At 60.2% G+C, this 22812-nt stretch carries 18 protein-coding genes and 1 tRNA gene; 6 read left to right on the top strand and 13 right to left on the bottom strand.

Annotation, left to right across the window (positions count from 1 at the left end; genetic code table 11):
- Positions 1-90: 90 nt before the first annotated feature.
- From hisC to GBEM_RS01160, 6 genes are all read right to left on the bottom strand, one after another.
- Positions 91-1143: a histidinol-phosphate transaminase gene (hisC, locus tag GBEM_RS01185; RefSeq protein ID WP_012528675.1), complete on the bottom strand. Its 1053-nt coding sequence runs from the start codon at positions 1141-1143 to the stop codon at positions 91-93.
- Between the two features lie 112 nt (positions 1144-1255).
- Positions 1256-2329, bottom strand: a complete 1074-nt coding sequence (mqnC, locus tag GBEM_RS01180; RefSeq protein ID WP_012528674.1) for a cyclic dehypoxanthinyl futalosine synthase — start codon at positions 2327-2329, stop codon at positions 1256-1258.
- 63 nt (positions 2330-2392) lie between these two features.
- On the bottom strand, positions 2393-3469 hold the full coding sequence (mqnE, locus tag GBEM_RS01175; protein WP_012528673.1) for an aminofutalosine synthase MqnE: 1077 nt from the start codon (positions 3467-3469) through the stop codon (positions 2393-2395).
- 18 nt (positions 3470-3487) lie between these two features.
- The gene (locus GBEM_RS01170; protein ID WP_012528672.1) at positions 3488-4099 is read right to left on the bottom strand and encodes a UbiX family flavin prenyltransferase; all 612 of its coding nucleotides are present in this window, start codon (positions 4097-4099) and stop codon (positions 3488-3490) included.
- Positions 4096-4965: a 4-hydroxybenzoate octaprenyltransferase gene (locus GBEM_RS01165; RefSeq protein WP_012528671.1), complete on the bottom strand. Its 870-nt coding sequence runs from the start codon at positions 4963-4965 to the stop codon at positions 4096-4098. The genes GBEM_RS01170 and GBEM_RS01165 overlap by 4 nt, the downstream gene beginning before the upstream one ends.
- Positions 4966-5010: 45 nt before the next feature.
- Positions 5011-6357: a UbiD family decarboxylase gene (locus GBEM_RS01160; RefSeq protein ID WP_012528670.1), complete on the bottom strand. Its 1347-nt coding sequence runs from the start codon at positions 6355-6357 to the stop codon at positions 5011-5013.
- 251 nt (positions 6358-6608) lie between these two features.
- Here GBEM_RS01160 and GBEM_RS01155 point away from each other — a divergent pair.
- Positions 6609-6685 (top strand) — tRNA-Pro (locus GBEM_RS01155).
- Positions 6686-7232: 547 nt separating this feature from the next.
- On the opposite strand, the gene GBEM_RS01150 is transcribed toward GBEM_RS01155, so the two are convergent.
- On the bottom strand, positions 7233-8168 hold the full coding sequence (locus GBEM_RS01150) for a hypothetical protein (RefSeq protein WP_012528669.1): 936 nt from the start codon (positions 8166-8168) through the stop codon (positions 7233-7235).
- A 272-nt stretch (positions 8169-8440) separates the two neighbouring features.
- Here GBEM_RS01150 and GBEM_RS01145 point away from each other — a divergent pair, with 272 nt between their 5' ends.
- Positions 8441-10864, top strand: coding sequence for a methyl-accepting chemotaxis protein (locus tag GBEM_RS01145; protein WP_012528668.1), 2424 nt, complete (start codon positions 8441-8443; stop codon positions 10862-10864).
- Between the two features lie 291 nt (positions 10865-11155).
- A complete protein-coding gene (locus GBEM_RS01140; protein ID WP_012528667.1) occupies positions 11156-11785 on the top strand; it encodes an acetate uptake transporter in 630 nt (209 codons plus the stop codon).
- 310 nt (positions 11786-12095) lie between these two features.
- On the opposite strand, the gene GBEM_RS01135 is transcribed toward GBEM_RS01140, so the two are convergent.
- The gene (locus GBEM_RS01135) at positions 12096-12557 is read right to left on the bottom strand and encodes a hypothetical protein (protein ID WP_012528666.1); all 462 of its coding nucleotides are present in this window, start codon (positions 12555-12557) and stop codon (positions 12096-12098) included.
- 296 nt (positions 12558-12853) lie between these two features.
- Positions 12854-15589, bottom strand: coding sequence for a phosphoenolpyruvate carboxylase (locus GBEM_RS01130; RefSeq protein ID WP_012528665.1), 2736 nt, complete (start codon positions 15587-15589; stop codon positions 12854-12856).
- A 590-nt stretch (positions 15590-16179) separates the two neighbouring features.
- Here GBEM_RS01130 and GBEM_RS01125 point away from each other — a divergent pair.
- Positions 16180-17175: a lysophospholipid acyltransferase family protein gene (locus tag GBEM_RS01125; protein ID WP_012528663.1), complete on the top strand. Its 996-nt coding sequence runs from the start codon at positions 16180-16182 to the stop codon at positions 17173-17175.
- A 185-nt stretch (positions 17176-17360) separates the two neighbouring features.
- Here GBEM_RS01125 and GBEM_RS01120 read toward each other — a convergent pair whose 3' ends face one another.
- On the bottom strand, positions 17361-17732 hold the full coding sequence (locus GBEM_RS01120) for a pyridoxamine 5'-phosphate oxidase family protein (protein WP_012528662.1): 372 nt from the start codon (positions 17730-17732) through the stop codon (positions 17361-17363).
- A gap of 204 nt (positions 17733-17936) precedes the next feature.
- Here GBEM_RS01120 and pdxR point away from each other — a divergent pair, with 204 nt between their 5' ends.
- Entirely contained in the window at positions 17937-19331 is a 1395-nt protein-coding gene (gene pdxR / locus GBEM_RS01115; protein ID WP_012528661.1) for a MocR-like pyridoxine biosynthesis transcription factor PdxR, read from the top strand.
- Positions 19332-19493: 162 nt separating this feature from the next.
- Here the strand turns inward: pdxR and GBEM_RS01110 are convergent, their stop codons facing one another.
- Positions 19494-19970, bottom strand: coding sequence for a peroxiredoxin (locus tag GBEM_RS01110; protein WP_012528660.1), 477 nt, complete (start codon positions 19968-19970; stop codon positions 19494-19496).
- A 194-nt stretch (positions 19971-20164) separates the two neighbouring features.
- Here GBEM_RS01110 and GBEM_RS01105 point away from each other — a divergent pair, with 194 nt between their 5' ends.
- A complete protein-coding gene (locus tag GBEM_RS01105) occupies positions 20165-20668 on the top strand; it encodes a hypothetical protein (RefSeq protein ID WP_012528659.1) in 504 nt (167 codons plus the stop codon).
- A 7-nt stretch (positions 20669-20675) separates the two neighbouring features.
- Here GBEM_RS01105 and GBEM_RS01100 read toward each other — a convergent pair whose 3' ends face one another.
- Together GBEM_RS01100 and GBEM_RS01095 are read right to left on the bottom strand one after the other, a co-directional pair.
- Positions 20676-21386, bottom strand: coding sequence for a four helix bundle suffix domain-containing protein (locus tag GBEM_RS01100; RefSeq protein WP_012528658.1), 711 nt, complete (start codon positions 21384-21386; stop codon positions 20676-20678).
- A gap of 161 nt (positions 21387-21547) precedes the next feature.
- Positions 21548-22747, bottom strand: coding sequence for a protoporphyrinogen/coproporphyrinogen oxidase (locus GBEM_RS01095; RefSeq protein ID WP_012528657.1), 1200 nt, complete (start codon positions 22745-22747; stop codon positions 21548-21550).
- Positions 22748-22812 lie beyond the last annotated feature (65 nt).

Below are 22812 nucleotides of genomic sequence, written 5' to 3'. Positions count from 1 at the left end.
GCAAAGATTACAACCTTTTCACTTTCAGTACAAGTCCAAGGTGCCGTTCAGAGTAAAATTTTCTTCCCTGCACAGACAGAACGCTCTTTGCTACCGCCCGGGACCCAGTTCGCGTAGCGCCTTGACAGTCTGCTCCATCTCCTCCCTGGAGCCGATACTGATCCTGAGACCGTGGGCCAGCTTCGGGTCGGTGAAGTGGCGCACCAGGATCTTCCTGTCGTAAAGCCCCTGGTAGATACGGGTACCGTCTCGGTCGGGCGGGCTGGCAAAGACGAAATTGCCGCTGGAAGGTATCACCTGATACCCCAGCTGCTGCAGTTCCGCCGTGAACCAGGCGCGGGTCTCCTTGATCTTCCTTACGCACTCCTGGAAATACGGCTGGTCCGCGAGCGCCGCGGCGGCAGCGGCCTGCGCCAGGCGGTCCAGGTTGTAGTGGTCGCGAATCTTGTTCAGCGCCGCGATGATCTCCGGGCGGGCGATCGCGAGACCAAGCCGCATGCCGGCCAGGGAATAGCTCTTGGAGAAGGTGCGGGTCACCACGACGTTGTCGAAGCTGCGCACCAGTTCCAGCGAAGTCTCTTCGGCGAAATCCACGTACGCCTCGTCCACCACCAGCACCCCGGAGAGGCGCCCCGCCAGGTCAGCGATGTAGCGCTGGCTGTAGGTGAAACCAAGCGGTGCATTGGGGTTGGTCAGAAAGAAGAGCTTGCCGTCGTAATGCTCCGGGATCCCTTCCGGCTCAAAGCTCTCGGAAAGCCCGAAGGTCCTGACGCGCGCGCCCTGAACTTCCGCGAGGGTGCCGTAGTACGAGTAGGAGGGGTTTATGAAGGCGATTTCCTCCCCTTCGCCGGCACAGGCGCGGATCAGGTTGTTGAGGACCTCGTCCGAGCCGTTGGCCATGATGATCCAGGAGGGATCGAAGCCGTACACCTTCGCCGCCTCCTCCCGCGCCAGGCGGCTCGCGGCGTCGGGGTACCGGCGCAGGCCCTCTCCGGCCTCCTTGGCGATCGCCTCCAACACCTTCGGTGAGGGGGGATAAGGATTCTCGTTGGTGTTCAGCTTGATGTACGAATCCACATCGAGCGGCTGGAAACCGGGGACATAGCCTGCCATTTCTGCGATGTTTTCCCGCAGGGCGATCATGGCAACTCCTTTCAGGGCAAAAGATCAGGTGAATATAACAAGAGGCAAAGGCAATTGACAATGGACAATTGACAATTGACAACGAAGAGGCGATAGAGCCACCGAGCGGCGGTCAGTAGCGCTCCAATTCCTGGTACAGGGTGGTGCGCCGGACCGGGGTGAACCCGGCGCCGCGGATCAGCGTGATCATCTCCTCGCGCGACATACGGAAGCGGCAGCCTGCGGCCGCCACCACGTTCTCCTCCAGCATGGTTCCGCCCAGGTCGTTGGCGCCGAAGAAAAGCGCCACCTGCGCCATCTTGGCACCCTGGGTCACCCAGCTCGCCTGCACGTTCGGCACGTTCCTGAGCACGATGCGCGACAGGGCCAGCACCTTCAGGTACTCGACGCCGCTGGCACCCTCCCCCCCGAGCTCGGTGTTCCCCGGCTGATAGGTCCAGGGGATGAAGGCGGTGAAGCTACCTCCCTCGTCCTGCAGGGCGCGCACCCGGAACAGGTGCTCGACGATGTCTTCGGCGCGCTCGCGGCTGCCGAACATCATGGTCGCCGTGGTGGGCATCCCTAACCGCGCCGCCTCGCGCATGACCTGCGCCCATCCCTGCCAGCCGATCTTCTTCGGTGAGATCTCGGCGCGGACACTGTCGACCAGAATCTCGGCCCCCCCTCCGGGAATGGAGTCCAGCCCGGCCCGCTTCAGCCGCGTAAGCGTTTCACCGATGCCAAGCCCGGAGAGCTTCGCCACCTGGGTCACCTCGGCCGGGGAGAGCGAGTGGTTTTGCACGCCGGGAAAGCGGCGCTTGATCTCCCTGAAGAGCTCCTCGAACCAGACGATGTCGAGCGAGGGGTGGAGCCCCCCCTGCATCAGGAGCTGGGTTCCTCCCTGGGCTACCAGTTCCCCGATCTTCGCCATGATGGCTTCGGTATCCAGGAGGTAGGCGTCCGCCGCATCGGCATCACGGTAGAACGCGCAGAACTTGCACCTGGATTCGCAGACGTTGGTGTAGTTGACGTTGCGGTCGACGACGAAGCTGACGCAGCCGTCCGGGTGCATGGCGCGACGGATCGAGTCGGCTAAACGCCCCACGGCGAGGAGCTCCCCTTCGGTGAGGCACCAGAGCGCTTCTTCTGAGGTTATGGCCGCACCTGCGGCGACTTTTTCAATTATGGCGTGGAACATTTTCGACATTGGCTTACTTCCGTGGTTTCGCAGGCTTCATTGCAATGGTCCGACGCAGGCGCGGTCCCCTTCTCAATAGACGCGCAGTTCCTGGTAGAGGGTGTCCCGCTCCACCGGGATGCGCCCGGCCTTCCTGATCATGGTGACGATGTTGTCGCGGCTCATGGTCTGCGGGGTGTCCGCTCCCGCCTCGTGCCCGATCCGCTCCTCGACCACGGTACCGTCCAGGTCGTTGACGCCGAAGGATAGCGATACCTGGGCTATCTTCTCCCCCAGCATCACCCAGTAGGCCTTGACGTTGGCGAAGTTGTCCAGGTAGATGCGGGCGACGGCCAGGGTGCGCAGGTCGTCCACGCCGCTCGTGCCGGAACCGGCGATCTTCAACTGCGAATGCTCAGGCTGGAAGGCGAGCGGGATGAAAACCTGGAAGCCGCCGGTTCGATCCTGCAGCTCGCGCAGCTGCCGCATATGGTCGACCCGGTCGGCCACGCTCTCCAGATGCCCATAGAGCATGGTGGCGTTCGACTTGAGCCCCGCCTGGTGCACCTGTTCCATGATGGAGAGCCAGGCCGCGCCGCTGATCTTTTCCGGGCAAAGCTGGTTGCGGATCTCCGGCGCGAAGATCTCGGCGCCGCCGCCGGGAAGTGAGCCGAGCCCCGCCTCCTTCAGCTTCTCCAGGGTGGCCGGGATGCCAAGGCCGGAGAGTTTAGCCAGATAAGCGATCTCCACTGCGGTGAAGGCTTTCACGTGCAGCGCCGGGGAGACCGCCTTGACGGTGGCAAGGAGCTCCAAGTAGAACTCGAAGGGGAGCTCCGGGTGGAGGCCTCCCACCACGTGGATCTCGGTGGCCCCTTCCTTGACCGCCTCTTCGGCACGGCCGCGGACCTCGTCCAGAGTCATCAGGTAGGCGCCTGGGTCGCCGGCTTTGCGGAAGAAGGCGCAGAAGCGGCAACGGTTCACGCAGATATTGGTGTGGTTGATGTGGCGGTTGACGTTGAAGAAAACCCTCTTCCCGTTGCGCCGCTCGTTGACGGACTGGGCCAGCTCTCCGAGCGCCAGGAGGTCCGGGTGCTCGAAAAGCACGAGCGCCTCTGGCTCCGTGATGCGTCCGCCCGCCCGCACCTTCTCCGCTATGGTGGCAAAAGTCATGGTTCTTTCCTTTTTCGTTTACGGCCGGCTTCCCCAGCGCCTGAAGAGCGTGTGCTCCACCTGCACTGCGTCCAGCACCTTTCCGGCCACGAAATCGACCAGGTCTTCTATGGTCTCGGGATCGTGGTAGAAGCCGGGCATGGCCGGCACTATGCGCACCCCGAGCCGGGCCAGCTTCAGCATGTGCTCGAGGTGAATCGCGTTGAAGGGGGTCTCGCGCGGCACCAGCACCAGTGGACGCCCCTCTTTGAGCATGACGTCAGCCGCCCGCTCCAGCAGGTTCCCCGAATTTCCGCAGCTGATCCGCGACAGCGTCCCCATGGAACAGGGGACCACCAGCATGGCGTCCGGAGCCGCAGAGCCGCTGGCGATAGGCGCGAAAAGATCGTTTAAGTCGTAGTAGCCAAGAAGCTCCCCAGGAAGCCCCAGGTGCGAGCGCACACCGTCCAGGATTTCGCCCGGGGTACCCGCTAGATCTAGCCCGCATTCCTGCCGCAAGACCGCGAACCCCGCCTCCGAGACCAGCAGGCTTACCCTGGACCCGCCGCGCAGCAGTTCCTCGACCACCTTGAGGCCGTAGACGACGCCCGAGGCGCCGGTGATGGCGACGGTGAAGTGTCTGGGCTTCACATCCCCCCCGCCGAGACCCTATCCAAGAGCGTCGCCGCGAAGAGCGTCACGCTGATGTAGCCGTTCATGTTGAAGAAAGCGGCATCCAGGCGGCTTAAATCCCCCCCGCGAAGCAGATGGTGCTCGTACAGGAGCATGCCGCAGGTGGCTGCCAGCCCGGCGAGGAAGAAGGTGCCAAGGTGCATGAAAATATAGAGCGCCGCGAGGAAGAGGCAGGCGACGAGATGGAAGATGCGCGAGGTCCAAAGCGAGCCGTTAACCCCCAGCTTCGCCGGGATGGAGTGCAGCCCCGCGGCCTGGTCGAATTCCATGTCCTGCAGCGCATAGAGGATATCGAAGCCGGCGACCCAGAAGAGAACCGCGAAGGCAAGGAGGTATGCCGGGAGGTCGGCGCTGCCGCGTATGGCGATCCAGGCGCCCAGCGGAGCCCCCGCGAGGCAGATACCGAGGACCACGTGCGCGAGCGCCGTGAAGCGCTTGCAGTAGGAGTAGAGCAGGATGAAACCGAGGGCTACCGGCGAAAGGTAAAGGCAGAGCGGGTTCAGCATCCGGGCGGCGAAAAGCATGAGCAGCACGGAAAGAACGATGAAGCAGATCACCGCGCCCCGACCCAGAAGCCCCGCGGGGATGGCGCGACCGGCGGTGCGCGGATTCCTGGCGTCGATCTCCGCGTCTATCACCCGGTTGAGCCCCATGGCCGCGGTGCGCGCACCCACCATGGCGCAGACGATCCACCCCGCCTGGGATACCGTGGGAAGCCCGCCTGCCGCCAAGAGCGCCCCGGTGAAGGCGAAGGGTAGTGCGAAAATGGTGTGGCTGAACTTTATCATCTCCAGGAAGACTCTGGTCCTGGCGTACAATGTCATCTCGACTCCTGCTTGGGTACTCATACCTGCCTTTCCGCCCGCGCTCTAGAAAAAGCCGTACTCCCGCCATCTCTTCTGCACCTGGGCACTAACCGATGCATCCTGTTTCAACTCCTTGTACTGCCCGCCCCCCTCTTCCGGGAACTTTCTCGTCGCGTCGACCCCGAGGCACCCGTCGGGGGTGACCGCCAGATCGCGCGGAAAATTGACCGCATTCAGCGCGCGCCAGAAACCTTCCGACAGCGTGAGGGGCATTTCGGCGGCGTCGACCACCACCAAAAGTTTTCCCCGCTTCAACCATCCCTCCGAGCGCAGCGTCTCCAGCACGCGCCGCCCCTGCCCGGGAAGGCTCTTCTCTATTGCAATCAAGGCGCAGCCGTGGAAGATTCCCTCCAGCGGCAGCAGCAGGTCGACGATCTCCGGGCACTGCCTGCGGATAAGCGGCAGCAGCAGCCTTTCGGCAGCCTTGGCCATCCAACAGTCCTCCATGGGAGGAGGGCCCACCACCGTCGCCTGGCAGATGGGGTCGCGCCTGCGCGCGATGCAGGTGAGCGTCAGCAGCGGCACCTCTTCGCCCGGGTCGTAGCTCCCGGTGTGGTTGCCGAAAGCTCCTTCGTTGCGGGTCACCCCCGGCTCGACAAACCCCTCGATTACCAGTTCGGCATCCGCAGGAACCAAGAGGTCCGAATCGAGGCAGCGGAGCATCGGCACCGGCTCGCCGCGCAGGTACCCGGCAAAGGAAACCTCGTCCAGGCCGGCGGGGAGCGGGAGCGATGCGGCGAGCGTCAGCGCCGGGTCGGCGCCTATGGCGATCGCGACCGGCATCCGCTCTCCGGATGCGAGGTACTTCCGGTGATGCTGCCAGCCGCCGCTGCCGTTTTTCCATCGCACCCCGGCACTTCGCTCACCGAAGATCCGGACCCGGTACATGCCGCAGTTGTCAGCGCCGGTCTCCGGGTCCCTGGTGAACACCAGCGGGAGCGTGATGAAGCGCCCGCCGTCGCCGGGCCAGCTCTTCAGGAAGGGGTAGCGCAGCAGATTCGGGGCCCGCTCCACGACCTCCCGGCAGGGGGCTCGATCGGACAGCAGCGGGAGGGGTGCCCGCCCCGGGCAAAGGAGCAGTTCGTCCATCGCCTCCGAGAGCCGGTCCAGCTTTGGAACGCCCAGTGCGAGTGCCATGCGAGCCGGCGAACCGAAGAGATTGGTGGCAACCGGAAAGGGACTCCCTTTCACGTTCTCGAAGAGAAGCGCCTTACCGCCGCCGGGGAGCTTGCTCTGGCGGTCGGTGATACAGGCGATTTCCAGGTCGGGATCGACCTCCGCAGCCACCCTCTGGAGTTCCCCGGCAGCTTCCAGTCCGGCGATGAAACCTCGCAAGTCCTTAAATGCCATGGCAACTCCAGGAAATAAGCTGAACTGCAAGTTTCTATCACTTCCACAGGGGTATGACAACGTTTTTCTCGATCTCTCGCGATCATGCCCGAACCGGCGGGATCTCGAAAATGCCGCATAAGCTGCCGAAATTTTTGTCGATCATTGCCCATCCTAGGAAAAAATGAAGCATCTACGTCATAAAGCTTGACATTATGGCGACAATGCTGGTATACCTCTCCATCTGATTGACCCGTCAGAGTTTCACTTCTCGGAATGTAGCGCAGCCTGGTAGCGCACCTGCTTCGGGAGCAGGGGGTCGGAGGTTCGAATCCTCTCATTCCGACCATTTATTGAAAAGGCCCTTGGAGAAATCCAAGGGCCTTTTTCGTTCTCGCTCTTTCGCAAGCTTCCGATTCGCTAGATGAGTTCGACAATTCCGCGGGGGAAGGTAACCACGAGGCTGCATATAGTGACACTATCTTTTCAAGATTGGCCTTTCTCCCTGCAATGTCAGACTTTCGAGTTGTTGCTCTTCTCTTTTCGAGGAACCAATTCGTCGTGAGCAATTAAACCCTTTACGGAAGTCTCGATGGGCTAACCTGCAGCGATGAACAACCTCCCCTTCCAAAGGACATGTTGCCCCGGCAAAAAACATGTTTGTTTTTTTGCCGGAACAGTTGATTTTTCTCGCCCCCAAGTTGCCGATCCCATTACAGATTCGGCCAGGGCCCAAAAAACAAGTCTGACAAAAGAAAAAACAAGTCTATCAAAACAAAAATTAGGTCTTACAAAAGGGAAAAAATGTTCAGCATCGAGTCCGTCTCCCCCCCACTACCCCTCTTCTTGTTTTGCGGAAAAACGAAGCAAAATGATATTTGCCATATCGAATAGGGTCAAAGCGACGCCACATCCTCCCGGACCTGGTCTGCGCGTCTGCTCGCAACGTGGTGGGCGAGGAACTCGTCATAGCTGCGGGTTTTTTGCGGGCTGAGCGCGTTGTTCAGACAACGCATGGTAACAAGTTCAAACTCTTCATAGCTACTTACATTTTCAGCAATATCGCTGATCCCGAGCCATAGAAAATCTCCACTGTCGGGATGACGGCTAATCATGTGACAGAACTTTGCCGCACTCTCAAAGTAACGTATCGGTACGGTGAGAAGCCCTTCCCGCCTCCCATGGTCAAATCCCGGCATTGACACCAAACTTACCTTGCATCTCTCCAGTACTTTCCAGAAGTTGTCACGCACATCACTGGACCCGACCATCCCCCCAAAATTGGAATGAAAATAGTGCCTGTTCCTGTTGCTGTCGTACTCGGTCCGGACGTAGTGCAGCTGAGGATTTTGCCGCAACAGCGTCTCGGTGTAGCTTTCAAGAACCGTATCTCTGCGGCCATAGTGAATGATATCAATATCCTTCACCGGACATCCATCTGCGACATGCGCATCGGACACGGAGAAGGGCATGAAGCGAACCTGGCCGCACCCCATGGACTGCAGCCTGCGACAGACCGCCGTGTCGGTCAGATAGACAATTTTGAACTTGGCTATATCCAGCCTGAACTGCTCAAAGTCTTTGGGGAAAACGTCGAAAACCCAAGGAATTACTCGGTCGTTATCGCTGAAGTAACGAATATCGCTCGCCATCGGAACCATGACGAAGTCATAGTCATCCGGTCCATAGTGTGCGTCCTTGCCGATGCACTCTTCGATCCCACACGAATCAAGACAGAGTCGTTCCACGAAGATGTCTTCCAACTCGGCTATGTACTGAAAGATTGGATCAGGAAATTTCCTGAAGGAAACAACCCTTCGAAGAACTGCCATGATAACTCCAGTTTTTCAAGCGCCTTGAACTTTGACCAAAGTTTATGACAATCCTAATTATTTATCAATAGTGAACCCGCCCAAAAAGCGCCCGCTGTCGCAGTCGTTTTCGGTCGAGGCTTTTGTCTCGAGCGGGAATACTCCATTTCGCCTCACGGCCTTCGCGAATGTCACATCTGTTTCCTCTCAAGAAACCGACGATTGCCACCGATAACCGTACAATGCGCGTGGAAATAGACAGGTGCAATCCCACGCTCAAAAGGAGCCTTTACGTGACTATAAAAGCAAAACTGATTTTGAACTCATGCATAGTACTGGTTGCTGTCGGCGCAGTTTCCGTCAGCAGTTTCTTCAGCATGACCTCGATCAAGGGAAAACTTTCCTACCTCACCGAGAAGAGCACCCCCTACCAGGTCAGAACCGTCGAATTCCAACGCGCACTTCAGGGTGCGACCGCGGACCTGATTAAGGTGGGCGCGGCACATGACGATCTAGCATATGCCGCGGCCAAAAAAGAGGCGGAGAAATCGCTGGAGGAGGTCCAAAAGACCCTGGAGCGGCTGGAGAAAATCTCGGGGGAGAAACTCGAAGCGTCGGCGGAATTGAACGGCGTCGCTCAGGAGCTTTTCTCCACCATGGCTGCGAAGCTTAAATCGGAAAAGGAATCCGGCGAGGCCCGTGCGGTCATCGTACAGAAGGCCCAGGAAGCCAATGGCAAGATCCGGGAGCTGGAGAACAAGGTCCGATCGCTGCAGCAGTCGAGTTCCGCCGCCTACTCAAGCGCCAACGAGGATGCCGACAAGTTGTCGAAGAAGCTCGCCAGCATCGAAACCCTGAAGGTATCCCTGAAGGATCTGCAGTTCATCTTCTACGATATACTCCGCACGCCCGAAAAGAAGGCTTTACACGACCGTTTCGCGGGGACGCTGACCAGGATCCAGCAAAACGGCAACATTAAGAATAACAAGGCGCTAGGATCAGGATTCGCCGATTTCCTGATTAAGGCCAACACGGCTATCAAGGCACGTACAGAGGGGGCGGACCCGCGCCAGGTCGACGCCCTCATGAAGGAGCCAAACGCCGCGCTTTCAGAGATGTGGGACTTGATCGAGGACGAAGTCGACAAATCCCAGCTCCAGGTCAGCAAACTCTCCGCCCGGCTTCCGGGCTACGTCACCAAAGCAAACGCCGCCGTTAACGTCCTCTCCACCAACACCGAGATCGTCTCCTTAGGCAAGTCCCTTGAATCCCTTTCCAGCCGGCTGTTCCTCGCTACCAGCGAAAAGGAGCTCGACGCCATTGCCGCCGACTTCGGCCAGCAATACCAGAAGCTTGCCGTGGCGGAAAGGTCGGTGGAGACACTTATAAAAACGGCAGGTACTGCACGGGAAACAAGGATACTAAGGGAGGCTTCAGTCTCCCTGGCGGGGATCAGGGACACCGTCTTCATGCGCAACGGCATTCTGGAGAAGCTGCACCAGAAGATGCAACTTGAGGCGAAGGCGGATAGCGCCGCTATCAAGCTGCGCGATATCGTCTCGAAACAGGCGGAAAAAGGAAAGAAAACCGTGTCGGTGGCCCAGGAAGGGCAGGAAGTTGCCATAGGCACGGTCAACCGGACCATCCGCTACAGCATGATGCTTATCATCCTCATTGCCATCGGCTCCGCAGTGATCGGGACCCTGGTGGGGATGTGGATCTACCGCAGCATCACAGGGCCGATCGAGCACCTCATCACGGTCGCCGAAGAGGTCGCCGAAGGCAATCTTGCCGTGGATCTGGCAGCCACACGAAACGACGAGGTGGGACATGTGCAAAATGCCATGTCGAGGATGCTGGTGAGCATCAGGAACGTGGTCAAAAGTATCGGAGAGGCCACCGACACCCTTGCCGGCAGCTCGGTAGAGATGGCAGCCACAGCTGGCGCGCTGGAGACCGGCGCGGAACGCCAGGCCAGCAGGGTGGACGGATCCGCCGCCACCATGGCCCAGATGAACCAGACCACGATGGACATGGCTAAGAACACCGCCGACACAGCCAACGCCGCCGACACGATGAAGGCGATTGCCGCGGAGGGGAAAGGTGCGATGCAGCTTACGGCCGACGAGTTGCAGGCCTTCGCCCAGAGCTTCACCGAGACCGCAGTTATGGTCGAGGAACTGGGCGGCCAATCGGCGCAGATCAGCGAGATCGGCACCCTCATCAGGGACATCGCCGACCAGACGAACCTGCTGGCGCTTAATGCCGCCATCGAGGCCGCACGCGCCGGCGAGCAGGGACGAGGATTCGCCGTCGTCGCCGACAGCGTGAGGGAACTTGCGGAAAGGACAGCCACCGCCACCGCCGAGATCACCCAGACGGTGAAGAACATGCAGGTGAGCGTCGGGCGGTCGGTCGCCAAGATGAGCGAAGAACGGGAGGCGGTGGGGACCATATTGACACGCGTCAACACGACCGTCGGGGCCATTGAGCGGATCGCACAGTACGTGGATCAGGTTAACGATATGGTGCGAAGGATCGCCACCGCCACCGAAGAACAGTCTGCCGCAAGCAGCGAAGTTTCTGAGAACGTCGAGGAGATCGCCCTGCTGACGCGCGAGGTCCGCGCCTCGTGCAGCGGCATCAGGGAATCCTCCGACGGGCTCTCCCGGCTTGCCGGCGATCTCCATGGCATGGTCGCCTGGTTCAAGGTGTAGCAGTGGAAGTTTCGCAATTTTGCGAAATCAGGCCCGATTCGGCCTGATCCGTCGAACTAGCTAACTTACCGCCTTTTTCGCCTATCCCCGCGCAAGAGCGAAAAAGAGTTTTCGCAATCCTGCAAAAACGGCAGGAGCAGGAGCCCTCCCCCTGTAACGCCAAACCCTCGTTTTCACAGTGTTATTTTGTGAATACACAAAAGTATAACATTGGTATGTTCATTGCTTCCCGTTAAGCTGGCAGCGAATCCACATATCGCGAAGCAAAATTTGAACAATAGGGAGGATGTAATGAGTGATCTGAAATTGGGAAATCCTGCAGTAGTCGGCCTCGCCGGCTTCGGAATGACAACATTCGTGCTGCAATGCCACAACCTGGGATGGTGCGGTATCGCCCCCGTCCTCTGGCTCGGGCTCTGCTTCGGCGGCACCGCCCAGCTCGTCGCCGGTTTGATGGAGATGAGGACCGGTAACAACTTCGGTTTCTGCGCCTTTACCGGTTATGGAGCCTTCTGGATTTCCCTTTGCCTGATGATCATCTTCGGGAAGAACCCGACCCTGGTCGCCTCCTACCCGACCCTGGCCTTCAACGCCAACGATCTCGGGTTCTACCTGGTGGCCTGGACCATCTTCACCTTCATCCTCTTCATCGCCTCCATGAAGCATAATGCGACATTGGCCTTCATCTTCCTCACCCTGCTGCTTGGCTTCATCGGTCTCGATGTCAAAGAATTTACCGGCAGCGCCCTTGCCGGGACCTTCGCAGCTTACGACCTGCTGATCTGTGCATTCTCGGCACTTTACCTGATGGCTGTTGCCGTATATGCCGAATCCGGCATCAACCTTCCCGTCGGCGAGGCATGGATCAAGGACAAGCCCCAGACCGAGGAGGCCGTTGCCACCAGCAAGGTCACCGCATAGATATCCCTCTGCCAAGGCGGGCGCAACGCGCCGAGCAGGCAGACAAAACGATAAAGAGAGAAGGGCCATGGCAACCGCATGGCCCTTTTTCTTTGGCGTGAGCTCAAAACCGCAGATCGAATGCCTGCGAAACGCGGCGTGCATGATCGGGCGACCTTGAAGACCGGGGGGCAAACGCCGCCGGGCTCTGGAGACGCTTAGGAATCAAGCGGGGAGAAAAAAGAGGGAGAGAATGTCGCTCATGGCGGGGATGCCGGGCTAGCCGCCGGGACTATAGCCGACCAGTAAAGAGCAATCGGGACCGGCGGGGTTACCACAAGTAGATGGATTTATTATCGAAGCGGTCGCGATTGAAATAAAGGAAGACGTTCAGCAGCAGGAACAAGACGAAGACCGAGAAAGCGTTGATGCGGTAGTGGTAGTCGGGAACCATTGCACCCGAAGCAGTCATGATCTGCTGGACAGGGAGCAGAAGCAGGTTGGAGATGCCACTGGCGCTTTCCAGGAAGTTATAGGCGATAAGCAGCCAGAGGGTTAGCCTTTGCCGTTTCAGTATCCCTACTATGAGATACAAGGAGATGACGCTGTCGACAAAGATCAAGGATTCGCTGGAATCCCCAGTGTATATCTTCCCCATAAAGGGATAAGGCTCGCCAAGGTGGGAAAGAGTGAGGAGCATGCAAAGGAGGTAGATGCCGATCAGGGGGGTCAATCTAAAGTCTCTCCTCCTTTCTTCCGGCGATGCCACGACCTTCTGATCTGTTTGTTTCAAGCTGTCCCCCGTTTGTCCAACTCTTACTGCAGGATCGATGCGTCTGCAGTCTGTCACAAATACATGATCCTGTCACAACGCGGCTCACCCTATACAGCAAAATCAGCCCAGGCATTCATAAATAAACCGTTGTGATACTAGCAGGAGACGCAATTTCGCGCAATATGAAGTTCACCGTCAACCCGTAGTCCAGGAGAACCCTTCCGCCGCCTTTCTGCACTCAACTCCCCTCCACCCCGCCAGCAGCAGACCGGCGCCTTCCTTCGCGCGCCGTAAACCTTCTTAGACTCAGACTATCAGCCGGTGGTGCCCAGGCCTGCGGCGATGGCGTTTACCGTCTCCAGGAGCCAGAACAGGAGTTCCTCGCATTGTGCCCGGTTTTGCTGCGTCTCGGGGCGCCGCCACTGGCGCAGCAGGTCGATCTGGCGGTCGTGCAACACCTTCAGGGCTCCCTCGCGCCGCGCCAGGGAGGTGTACACCGAGGCCCGGCGCTCGGCGAGCGCTCCGCCGTAGATCTCCTCCAGAATTCTCGTGGTGCGCAGGTATTCGCCTTTCAGGAGCGCGAAGATCGGGTCCCTCACCGTTTGATCCAGCACCAGACCGGCGTATGCCTGCATGATCTGCAGGTCGGCAGTGGCGATACTGGTAGCGGTATTGCTGATGATGTAGTGCAGCGCCGTCCAGGACTGGCTGTGGCCGGCCAGCTCGCGAAAGGATCTCTCGTCCTCGTTCAGCAGCTCTTCCAGCGCAGACCCCACGCCGTACCACCCCGAAAGGAAATAGCGGGCCTGGCTCCAACTGAAGACCCAGGGGATGGCGCGCAGGTCGGAAAGGGTGGCGGACCTGCTGCGGCGGGCGGGACGGGATCCGATGCTGCTGCATTCGATGACGTCGATGGGGGTCGCCTGCCGAAAAAACTTGATAAATCCGGGCTCTGCCAGCAACTGCTCGTAGGCGAAGCGGCTTCGTTGCGCCAGCCGGTCCATGAGCGATTCCAGCCTTTCTTTGGGGATGGCGGGCTGGCGCGGCGGCAGGGTCACCACTGCCGTCCCAGCCAGGAGCAGCTCCAGGTTGTAGGCCGCGTTGAGGGGGTTGGAGTACTTCTGGGAAATCACCTCCCCCTGCTCGGTGAGCCGGAGGTCGCCCCCGGTGGAACCTTCCGGAAGTCCCCGCAGAAAACGGCTGGTGGGACCGGCCCCGCGGCTGATGGTGCCGCCGCGACCATGAAAAAACCGCAGCCGCACGCCTAAGCGCCGAGCAGTTTCCAGCATCGCCTCCTGACCCCGGTACAGGCTCCACAGGCTCGCCAGAATCCCGCCGTCCTTGTTGCTGTCGCTGTAGCCGACCATCACCTGCTGTACCGGTTGGTCGCCATGCAGATGCGCCAGAGTGCGGCGGGTGGCGGGATGGACCAGGAAGGCCTCCAATATGGCGGAACTGCCACGCAAATCGTCGATGGTCTCGAAAAGCGGCACCACCGGGAGCAGGCAGACCGCCCCTCCCTCCCCTGCGGCGGTGAGACCGGCCTCCCTGGCCAGGAGGTAAACGACCAAGAGATCCGAAACGCTGCGGGTCATGCTGACGATCAGGGGACCGATGGCATCGGTGCCGTAGAGGGCTATGTGGGCGGCGAGGACGCGGAAACATCCTAGCACCCCCTCCGCCTCGGGGCCCGGCTTCGCGTCGGCGCGGACAAAGGGGCGGGGGGAGGCAAGCTCCTGGTCGAGGAAGGCGAGGCGCTTTTCCTCGCTCCATTGCGAAAAGCGGTGATCGGAGATGCCGGCTGCGGCCAGCAGCTGGTCCACGGCCTTGTCGTGGTAGCTGCTGTTTTGACGGATATCCAGGCTTGCCAGGTGGAAGCCGAAGACCTCGACGGTGCGCAGCACCGGGACCACGTCGGCCAAGGCGAGACGGGAGGCCCCGGCGGCTACCAGGCTGTCCCTCAAAAGCCGCAGGTCGTGGGCGAGTTCGTCGCTGTGGCAGTAGCGTGTCCCCAGATCGCCGCATAGGATCTCCTCCTCCCCCGTGACGTCGACCGGGAGCCTTGCCTTGATCAGGTTCACCATCTGGCGCCAGGGTTCTTCGGGGTTGCGCCTGAGGGCTTCGCTCCCCGCTGGACCGGAGTGTGCCGCGAGTTGGTCCAACCGTCTTTGCAGACCTGCAGAGGGGTGGATCAGCCGGCGAGAGAGGCTGAGCCTGCTCCCCAGGGTGGTGAGCTGGCCGTGGATCAGCATGAGCGCGTTGAGCCTCAGTTCCTTAAGCGTCGCCTCCGTCACCTCCGGCGTCACCAGCGGGTGCCCGTCGCGGTCGCCCCCTACCCAGGTGCTGAAGCTTATCCGGGGCAGCGCGGTGGTGAGGGGGGAGATGGCGCCAGCTAAACCGGCCTCGGACCAGGCGCGGCAGATCCTCTGGTCGAGGATCGGGATCGCCTTGGGAAAGATCTCGCGCAGGTGGTAGATCATGCTGGCGAGCTCGTTCAGTACGTGCGGCTTCTCCAGGTGGATCTCGCCGGTGCGCCACAAGCGCTCCAGCATCGCGACGATATCGTCGCGGATGTCGTCCTTTTCCGCTGGAGTCCAAACGGTATTCTCGCGCTTAACCAGCAGCAGGTACAGTTCACGCAGGTGCCGCAGAACCGAGGCGCGCTTCGCCTCGGTCGGGTGCGCCGTCAGCACCGGCTCAACGCGGATCTGGCCGAGCTTTGCGGCAAGCTCCTCTGCGGTCACCCCGCTCTCCTTGATCTGCTCCAGGACCCGCCCCCAAAGCCCCGGCTCCGCCACGAGTCCTTGTTCGGCTTCCAGAGCCCGGCGGCTTTGCACGGCGAAGTTCTCCTCCGCCATGCTGAGGAGCTGGAAAGCTATGGACCACGCCCTGACGAAACGGCAGTCGGCGCCGGGCGCGAGGGAATCCGCTCGCGGCAGGCAGGCGGACAGTTCCTTCTCCTGAAGCCCCGAAAACATCTCGGCGAGGCAGTCCATCAGGTAATCGAGGTCTCGCTGCAACTTATCCGGTGTCTCTTTGGTGTCCTGCATGATGAAGCCTCCTTGCCCGCGGCCAAGCCCCCCGCCTCGGGCGAACAGTTAGGAATCATACCGTAGATTCCCGAACTGCACATCGTCCGGGCGCCCCGAAAAACAGCTCTATCCTGCGACTGCGGCCGCGCTTGTTCATGTGAATGGGGTTATGGTAAGGTCTTATTAGGAGGGAAAAGCAGGAGGTTCATTATGACAACGTTAATACTCATAATCCTGGCGATCGTAGCCATCGTACTGACGATATGGTTTTTGACCATTCCGGCAGAAGTGGTAGCGGGCACTTTCAAAGCTTTTCGCCACGGGGATTGGAAGCATCGTAAACCCGGCCCTCCTCGTGTCAGCGGGTGACCGGCGGGACGTAGCAGATTCCAGTGAAAAGGCCCTTGGCACGCGCCAAGGGCCTTCGTTATTTCAAATCGGGAAAGACTGCAGCCAAAGTGATGTCGAATACGGCCCCACCTTTTTCGGTTGTAGGTTGAAGATTTATGGTCTATGGTGCAGCCGGAATCGCAGTAATTAAAGCACCCGCCTCTTGGCAAGCGCCTGGCAAGCGTCGGCTTCCAGGCTCCCTTCCAAGGAGGAGCGTTGTGAGTAATCAGGCACCACGCGTACCTAATCGCGCGGCAGTTGCACCGGTTTTCGCTTGGTGGGCCCTCCAGTCAGCTATTTTTTATGGACTAACCCTCCTCGCCAGCAGCCTGCCGATATCCTTGAGCCGACGATTCGGCGCTTGGGGAGGGGCGTTCATCCCCCGGATCCTCCCGCGACGTCTCGATGTGGCTGTGGATAACATCAGCCGCGCGCTTCCTTTCATGCAGGCCCACCCCCTCTGGAACCCTCAAAATCCACCCGTTGAAGAACTGGCGCACCAAAACTTCAGGAACCTTGGTCGCAATCTGGTCGAGATCAGCCGGCTCTACCACGGCCGTGAAGAAGGTGTGCTGGACGTCATCGAACTGCGCGGCCGGGAAAATCTGGACCGCGCCAAGGGCAAAGGAAAAGGGGTGGTTTGCTTCAGCGGCCATTGCGGGAATTGGGAAGTGATGGCGCTGGCGCTGGGGAGCATTTTCGGCGACGGCGTGGTAGTGGCCCGGCGCCAGAAGAATCCTTTTCTGGAGAAGATGATCACCCGGATGCGCATGCGCTATAACAGCCGCGTCCTGGACAAGCAGGGGGCACTGAGGGGGATACTGAAAGCCCTCAAGAAAGGGGAACTGGTAGGGATCCTGGCTGACCAGGCTGTCCTCCCCGAAGAAGGAGTGCTCATCGAGGTGATGGGGCGGCAGGCTTGGGCCTCCAAGGCTCCCGTGATCATTGCCAGGGCGAGCGGAGCCGCGGTGGTGCCCGTCTTCATCCATCGTGAGGAGGGGCGGCAGGTAATAACCTTCCATCCGGAGTACCGCTTCAGCAGCGACGAGAGCGAGGCGGGAATCACCAGCGACATCCAGGCGTTGTCCCGGTACGTGGAGGATTTCGTAGTGGCGCACCCGACCCAGTGGTACTGGGTGCATCGACGTTGGAAGCGCGCCTTTGCGGCAGGCGCGGCGCCGTTGGACGAGGTCGCACTGTTGACAGCCGGCTGATCGCCGGCCACAGTCGTGTACCGCGCTAGCGGCAAAAGAGTCTTGCCGTACGGCAGGTAAAGAAATTGAAAGCCCTCGGCAATTGCCGGGGGCTTTCAATTTATGCTGAGGGGGTCCGCTCTTATCTGTCTGCTCGCTGCCAGCGTCTGTGGACTGCGGGACCAGACCGTTGTTCCCCCGGCTTTTTAGAGCGTCTGGGTAGCCGACTCTACCGCAACTACCAACGCCCCCCTGGCCCAGGCGTACTTCGCCTTGATGGTGTCGAAGTCCGGCCCGGACGAGACAAAGGCTGCGGTCCCCTTGAGCAGGAAGCCTGTTCCCGGACCCATCTTCCCCGCCACCTCGTGGCTCCCGACGGTGAGCAGGACGCGGTTGTCGCGCGCGAGGTTGGCCTCGGTCCGGTGCATGTACCCTGCAGGAATCAGGAGGCATCCCTCCCGTGGCAGCTGCAGGTAGCTGTTCCAGGTGTTCACCAGGTGCGGCCCATCTTCGCCCTGGGTGGCAATGGCTGCCACGCCTGGATGCTTAATTACGTCGAGAAGTTTTTCTGAAAACATGTGAACCTCCATTTTTTCTGTTTTGTCTGCTGCTGGTTCGTTGAGGTGAGGATGTCTGCTTGCCCTCTCCCTGCTGTACTGCCCCCTGCTTTTACAGCTGGATCCGCCCCGACGAGGGGTGCAGATTGCGTTTGACGCAAATATGGCCGCTGCATTACACTGCCGTGGTTGCCGGAAACCCTCTGCCTATGGATCTGGAGCCTTATGTTCATCCTGGACCATCACAGCAAGCTGCCGCTGTACACGCAACTCTATGATCAGATGAAAGCGGGCGTCCTCTCCGGGAAGCTGCCATCTCACTCAAAGCTGCTCTCGGTCCGGGAGTTGGCCGCCGAGCTCTCCATCAGCCGAAACACCGTCGAAAACGCCTACCTTGAACTCTGTGCGGAAGGGTATATCTACAGCAAGCCGCGCAGCGGTTATTTCGTTTCCGCGCTGGCGCCGGATGCCCTGCCTTTGCCGTCGCCCCGCATAAAGGAGCAGCGCGCCCACCTCCCCGAGCCTGAACCAAAGGGGAGCATCGACTTCCACCCCGCGCGGCTAGACCCGGACACCTTTCCCACATCGTTATGGCGCAGATGCTTCCTGGACTCATTGCGCCAGAGTCGCAGCGCGCTGGCCCAGTACGGCGCCCCCCAGGGCGAGCTGAGGCTGCGCTCCAGTATCCGGCGTTACCTCGAGCGGTCACGCGGAGTGGCCTGCGACCCTGAGCAAGTGGTGATCTGCTCCGGTCTCCAGCAGAGCCTCGACCTCGTTGCACAGATCTTGAAAGAGCGGCGGCCGGCGGTGGCGGTCGAAAACCCGGGCTTCCACCTTCCCAGGTCAATTTTCCGCAACCACGGCTTCGAGACAGTTCCCATAGCTGTTGGCTCCGGAGGCCTCGACCTCGATGCCCTGGAATCGAGCGGCGCCACCCTTGTCTACGTCACACCCTCGCATCAGTTCCCAACCGGATGCGTGATGCCCATCGCCAACCGGCTCAGCCTGATCGAATGGGCGAATGCGGGGGACCGGCTGGTGATCGAGGACGATTACGACAGCGAGCTTCGCTATCACGGCAAACCGATCCCCTCGCTGCAGGGGTTGCACCCCGACGGGAACATCGTCTATCTCGGAACCTTTTCCAAGGTACTGTCGCCGGCTTTGCGCGTCAGTTACCTGGTGCTGCCTTACGCGCTGCTATCCGCCTATCGGCGGCTTTTCCGCGACTATGCCTGCACCGTCTCCCTTTTGGAGCAGGCGACCCTTGCCAGGTTCATGGAGCAGGGGGACTGGGATCGGCACCTGCGGCGGATGCGCACTCTCTACCAAAAGAAGCACGATGCCATGCTGCGGGCGGTCGAGACCCATTTCGGCCCCAAAGCCCTTGTACTCGGACAGGGTGCGGGACTGCACATGGTGCTGGAACTCTCCCAGCACGACCTGAGCGAAAAAGAGCTCATCTCACGAGCCAGGAGCAAGGGGATCGAGCTATTTCCCTATTCCGCCACCTGTGCCGAAGAAGTGGGCAGTTGCAGCAGGGTCGTCTTGGGCTTTGGCGGCGTAAAACCGGACGTCATAGATCGGGGCGTCGAACTTTTGTCCCGGGCATGGTACTGATGCAGGATACGGAGAAACTGTACTGAAATAAAGGTGCAGTTTCGAAGATAATCATGGGGTCAGATGGGGCAAGAGGGGGGGCTCTCAACACGGGAAAGGCCCCCGAGGTTCATCCCCGGGAGCCTTCGACGCTTCGCCCTTACTTTGGCCTAGGCCCTGACGCTACCTTCCCTTGGCCAGCATCTTGAAAAAATCCAGCACCTTGTCCGGATGTTCCGATGCCTTGGGAATCTTGGGCCAGTGCTTGATCACCATCCCGTCGGGGGAGATGACCACGGTCGAGCGGATGCTGCCTATGGTGGTCTTGCCGTACTGCTGCTTCTCCCCATAGGCGCCGTAGGCCTTCATCACGGAAGCATCTGGGTCGGAGAGCAGGGTGAAGGGGAGTTTGAAGTCGGCGCTGAATTTCGCGTGTGATTTGAGTGAATCCTTGCTCACCCCTACCAGCACCGCGCCCAGTTGCTCGAACAGCGGCTGCAGTTTGGCGAATCCGACCGCCTCTGCGGTGCAGCCGGGCGTGTTGTCCCTCGGATAGAAGAAGAGGACCAGGATTCTTCCGGCGTAATCCTTGAGAGTGTGGGTTTTCGCATCGCTTCCCTGCAGGGAGAAATTAGGTGCGGGTTGTCCTTCCAAAAACATGCGTCCTCCTGTCTGCTTCTGCTTTATAGATTGGGGCGAATTGGCGCAGCATGAACGACTGCGGGTCCCGCCTTTCATGAACGGGTAAACCATAGCAGAGAGCGAGGGGGCGGGCAACCGCTCCTTTTCATTTGCGCGGTTGTCACGATGGCTGAATCAGGTTATGCTGCGCGCTCATTTGTCGAGGGGGGGAGATGGATCCGGAGCGTTGGCATCATTTTTCAGGGGTGCTGCTGGTGATACTGCTGGCGGTGCTGCAGGGAAGGGTTGGCCGGGCAGGGGCCTTTTGGCAGATTTGCTGGGCGCTGCCGGGGACGCTTTTGCACGAGTTGTCCCACCTAATTGTTGCCGCCGTGAGCGGCGGCAGGCCCGTGGGGTTCAGCATCTTGCCGCGGCGCGAGGGAAGGGAGAGGTGGGTGCTTGGTTCCGTCACCATCAGCCGCCCCGGGATGATTTCCGCCTTCCCTTCGGCCTTGGCCCCTTTGCTGTTGAACATGGTCGCCTACTATCTTTACCTGCAGTGGGGACGTTGGTTTCCGGCTGATCTGTGGCATACCCTGCTCATGTATGCCGTCATCTACGTTTTTTGCTACAGCTCAGTGCCGTCCGGGCAGGATTTCAAGGTCGCCTTTTCCAGGCCGTCCGGGGTCGCGCTCTATGCGCTGTTGGGGTGTGGCGCTTGGTATCTGGGGTCGTAGGGGGCGGTCAAGGGTTCTTTCTGGAGCTGGTGCGGGTGCGGTAGAGGCGTTCGGTGAAGCCTCCCTCTTTCTGGAAAGCCGCCGCCTGGGCGGCGAGCTGTCTTTCCAGCAGCGAGCAAGCCACCGCGATGAGCGTGAGAGCGGCATTGGCCGCAACCTCCGCGTAGCCGGAGCGAGCAGTGCCAGTGGACCTGGTGGACTCAATGGACCTGGACCCAATGGACCCTGTGGACTTTATGGACTCAGTTGCCGCACAGGGTCCATCAGGTCCATCAGGTCCATCAGGTCCATGTCCACAGCGTCCACTCAGTCCATTGTGTCCATTCCTGGTTTCCACCACCCACCGTGCCACCTCGTCAGCCGTTCGGCACCTCCTGGTTATCAGCGCAAGGCGGCGCGGGTCGGAGCGGTCCCACAGGGGAAGCCCCCGCTGGCGCAGAAAATCCTGGTAGTCCAGGCGCAGCTCTTCGAGGCTGGCGCGAGCCACACTTGTGAGTTTCATCTCGGTCTTTTTCGAGGTGCCTGAAGCCTGGCTCCCTTCGGCGATGTTCTGCACGCCGCTGCGCGCCGCCTGGACCATCTGGTCGTGGGTCCGGCTGCTTTTGCCTATGTAGCGGTCGCAAAACCTGACCGTCACATCATAGGCCAGTTGTGCCACCTGAAAACTCTTCAGGTTGCGATACCCGCCATGGGCCGGTATCAGCGCCTCATTTTCCATGACGACTCCCTCCCCGCGCCTGAACCTTTACCGCGTTCACGCGAAGTTCCAGATTCTACCACACAGGCCTCAAGCCCCTGCGGACGCAAAAAGGCCTCCGCATCACCTGAGGTGGGGGAGGCCTTTTCTTACGGTACTGTCCGATAGTCCAACTGCGAGCGCTAAAGCGCTGCCGTGAACCTCTCATATTCTTTTCTCGACCGCACGATGCAGTCCTCTATGGCCATGCCGGCAAAGTAGTTGCCGGTGACGTACAGCTTCTGGCCGGAGGTGATCTGGTCGATCCGGTCGGTCAGCGCCTTGTGCCCGACCACCGGCGATGGGAGCTGGCTTTCCCGCTGCACTACCTGTTCGAGGTCTTCCGGTTTCACGCGCAGCACTGCTGCCACCCGTTTGAGCTTAGCCTCCAGCGCCCCTCCCCCGGACTTGAAGTGGAAACTGAAGCCGCGGTAACTGTCGTGCGGCACGGTGTCCCGGGAAACGGCGGAATAGAAGTTCTCGCCGATGGGGATGATGCCGGCCATGGAGGGGAGCGTCAGCTTCCCTTTCTTGACCGCGGCACCTACCGTCTCTATGTTCTCCACCTTGATCTGCGTGAAGAGGCGGGAGAGTTCGGGGGAGATCTCGCCGGAAAGTTGCGCGGATGCGGGGGGCGGGGTGGCCAAAACCAGCCGCGGCGCCTCGAAACCCTCGCCGCCGGCGAGTTCAACGACGTAACCTTTCCCCCCCTGCGCCACCCGGGCCACCTCGGCGCCGGTTACAACGGTGATGCCGGCAGCGGCGGAGAGCTTGTCGATCACGGTGTTGAGCCCCCCCTGCAGGGTGAAGCTCTTGATGACGTCTTTTCTCCTGGGTCGCTTGTTGAAGAGCATGTCGGCGGGAAAGTCGTTGGCGCGCTGCGAGATGACCGCGTTGAAAGCCGGTGCGAAGACCCGGTCGTAATTCTTGCGCCCCACGATGCGCCCGTAGTAGGAGGCGACGCTCTCCCCCTCTTTTTTAAGGGTGAAGATCCGCCATGCGGAGCCGAACAGCTCGGGGAAGGAGAGTTGCGAGGTTATGCTCTTTATCTCGTTGTCGACAAGCATCTTGAAGGAGACTTTCTCCCTGGCCAGGATGCTCTCCATCATGCCGTGCCGCTCCATAAGCCCGATCAACCCCTGGTAGGAGTTGTAACAGGTGTGCGCCCCCAGTTCGAGCCAGAAGCCAGCCGCTTCACCGTCGAAGCGGTGCGAATGGAAGCACCCGCCCACCCGGCCGCTCTTCTCCAGGACCAGCGTGTTCAGTCCCGCGGCAGCAGAGTAGTTGGCAAAGCTGAGTCCGCTGATTCCTGCACCTATGACGATGGCGTCGAATTGCTTCATCTGACAGCTCCTCGCGTTAAAGAGTCGTTAATCACGCGCTTATATAAGCCCGGCTGCCGCAGCTT

Source organism: Citrifermentans bemidjiense Bem (assembly GCF_000020725.1).
GTDB lineage: Bacteria > Desulfobacterota > Desulfuromonadia > Geobacterales > Geobacteraceae > Geomonas > Geomonas bemidjiensis.
Note: the sequence above shows the minus strand (reverse complement) of the source record. Positions and strands in the feature narration are given on the sequence as shown.

Bases quoted from the DNA above. Each gene is read 5' to 3' on its own strand.
- hisC (WP_012528675.1), bottom strand. From the start codon at position 1,143: ATGATCGCCCTGCGGGAAAACATCGCAGAAATGGCAGGCTATGTCCCC.
- mqnC (WP_012528674.1), bottom strand. From the start codon at position 2,329: ATGTCGAAAATGTTCCACGCCATAATTGAAAAAGTCGCCGCAGGTGCG.
- mqnE (WP_012528673.1), bottom strand. From the start codon at position 3,469: ATGACTTTTGCCACCATAGCGGAGAAGGTGCGGGCGGGCGGACGCATC.
- GBEM_RS01165 (WP_012528671.1), bottom strand. From the start codon at position 4,965: ATGACATTGTACGCCAGGACCAGAGTCTTCCTGGAGATGATAAAGTTC.
- GBEM_RS01160 (WP_012528670.1), bottom strand. From the start codon at position 6,357: ATGGCATTTAAGGACTTGCGAGGTTTCATCGCCGGACTGGAAGCTGCC.
- GBEM_RS01150 (WP_012528669.1), bottom strand. From the start codon at position 8,168: ATGGCAGTTCTTCGAAGGGTTGTTTCCTTCAGGAAATTTCCTGATCCA.
- GBEM_RS01140 (WP_012528667.1), top strand. From the start codon at position 11,156: ATGAGTGATCTGAAATTGGGAAATCCTGCAGTAGTCGGCCTCGCCGGC.
- GBEM_RS01130 (WP_012528665.1), bottom strand. From the start codon at position 15,589: ATGCAGGACACCAAAGAGACACCGGATAAGTTGCAGCGAGACCTCGAT.
- GBEM_RS01120 (WP_012528662.1), bottom strand. From the start codon at position 17,732: ATGTTTTCAGAAAAACTTCTCGACGTAATTAAGCATCCAGGCGTGGCA.
- pdxR (WP_012528661.1), top strand. From the start codon at position 17,937: ATGTTCATCCTGGACCATCACAGCAAGCTGCCGCTGTACACGCAACTC.
- GBEM_RS01110 (WP_012528660.1), bottom strand. From the start codon at position 19,970: ATGTTTTTGGAAGGACAACCCGCACCTAATTTCTCCCTGCAGGGAAGC.
- GBEM_RS01105 (WP_012528659.1), top strand. From the start codon at position 20,165: ATGGATCCGGAGCGTTGGCATCATTTTTCAGGGGTGCTGCTGGTGATA.
- GBEM_RS01100 (WP_012528658.1), bottom strand. From the start codon at position 21,386: ATGGAAAATGAGGCGCTGATACCGGCCCATGGCGGGTATCGCAACCTG.
- GBEM_RS01095 (WP_012528657.1), bottom strand. From the start codon at position 22,747: ATGAAGCAATTCGACGCCATCGTCATAGGTGCAGGAATCAGCGGACTC.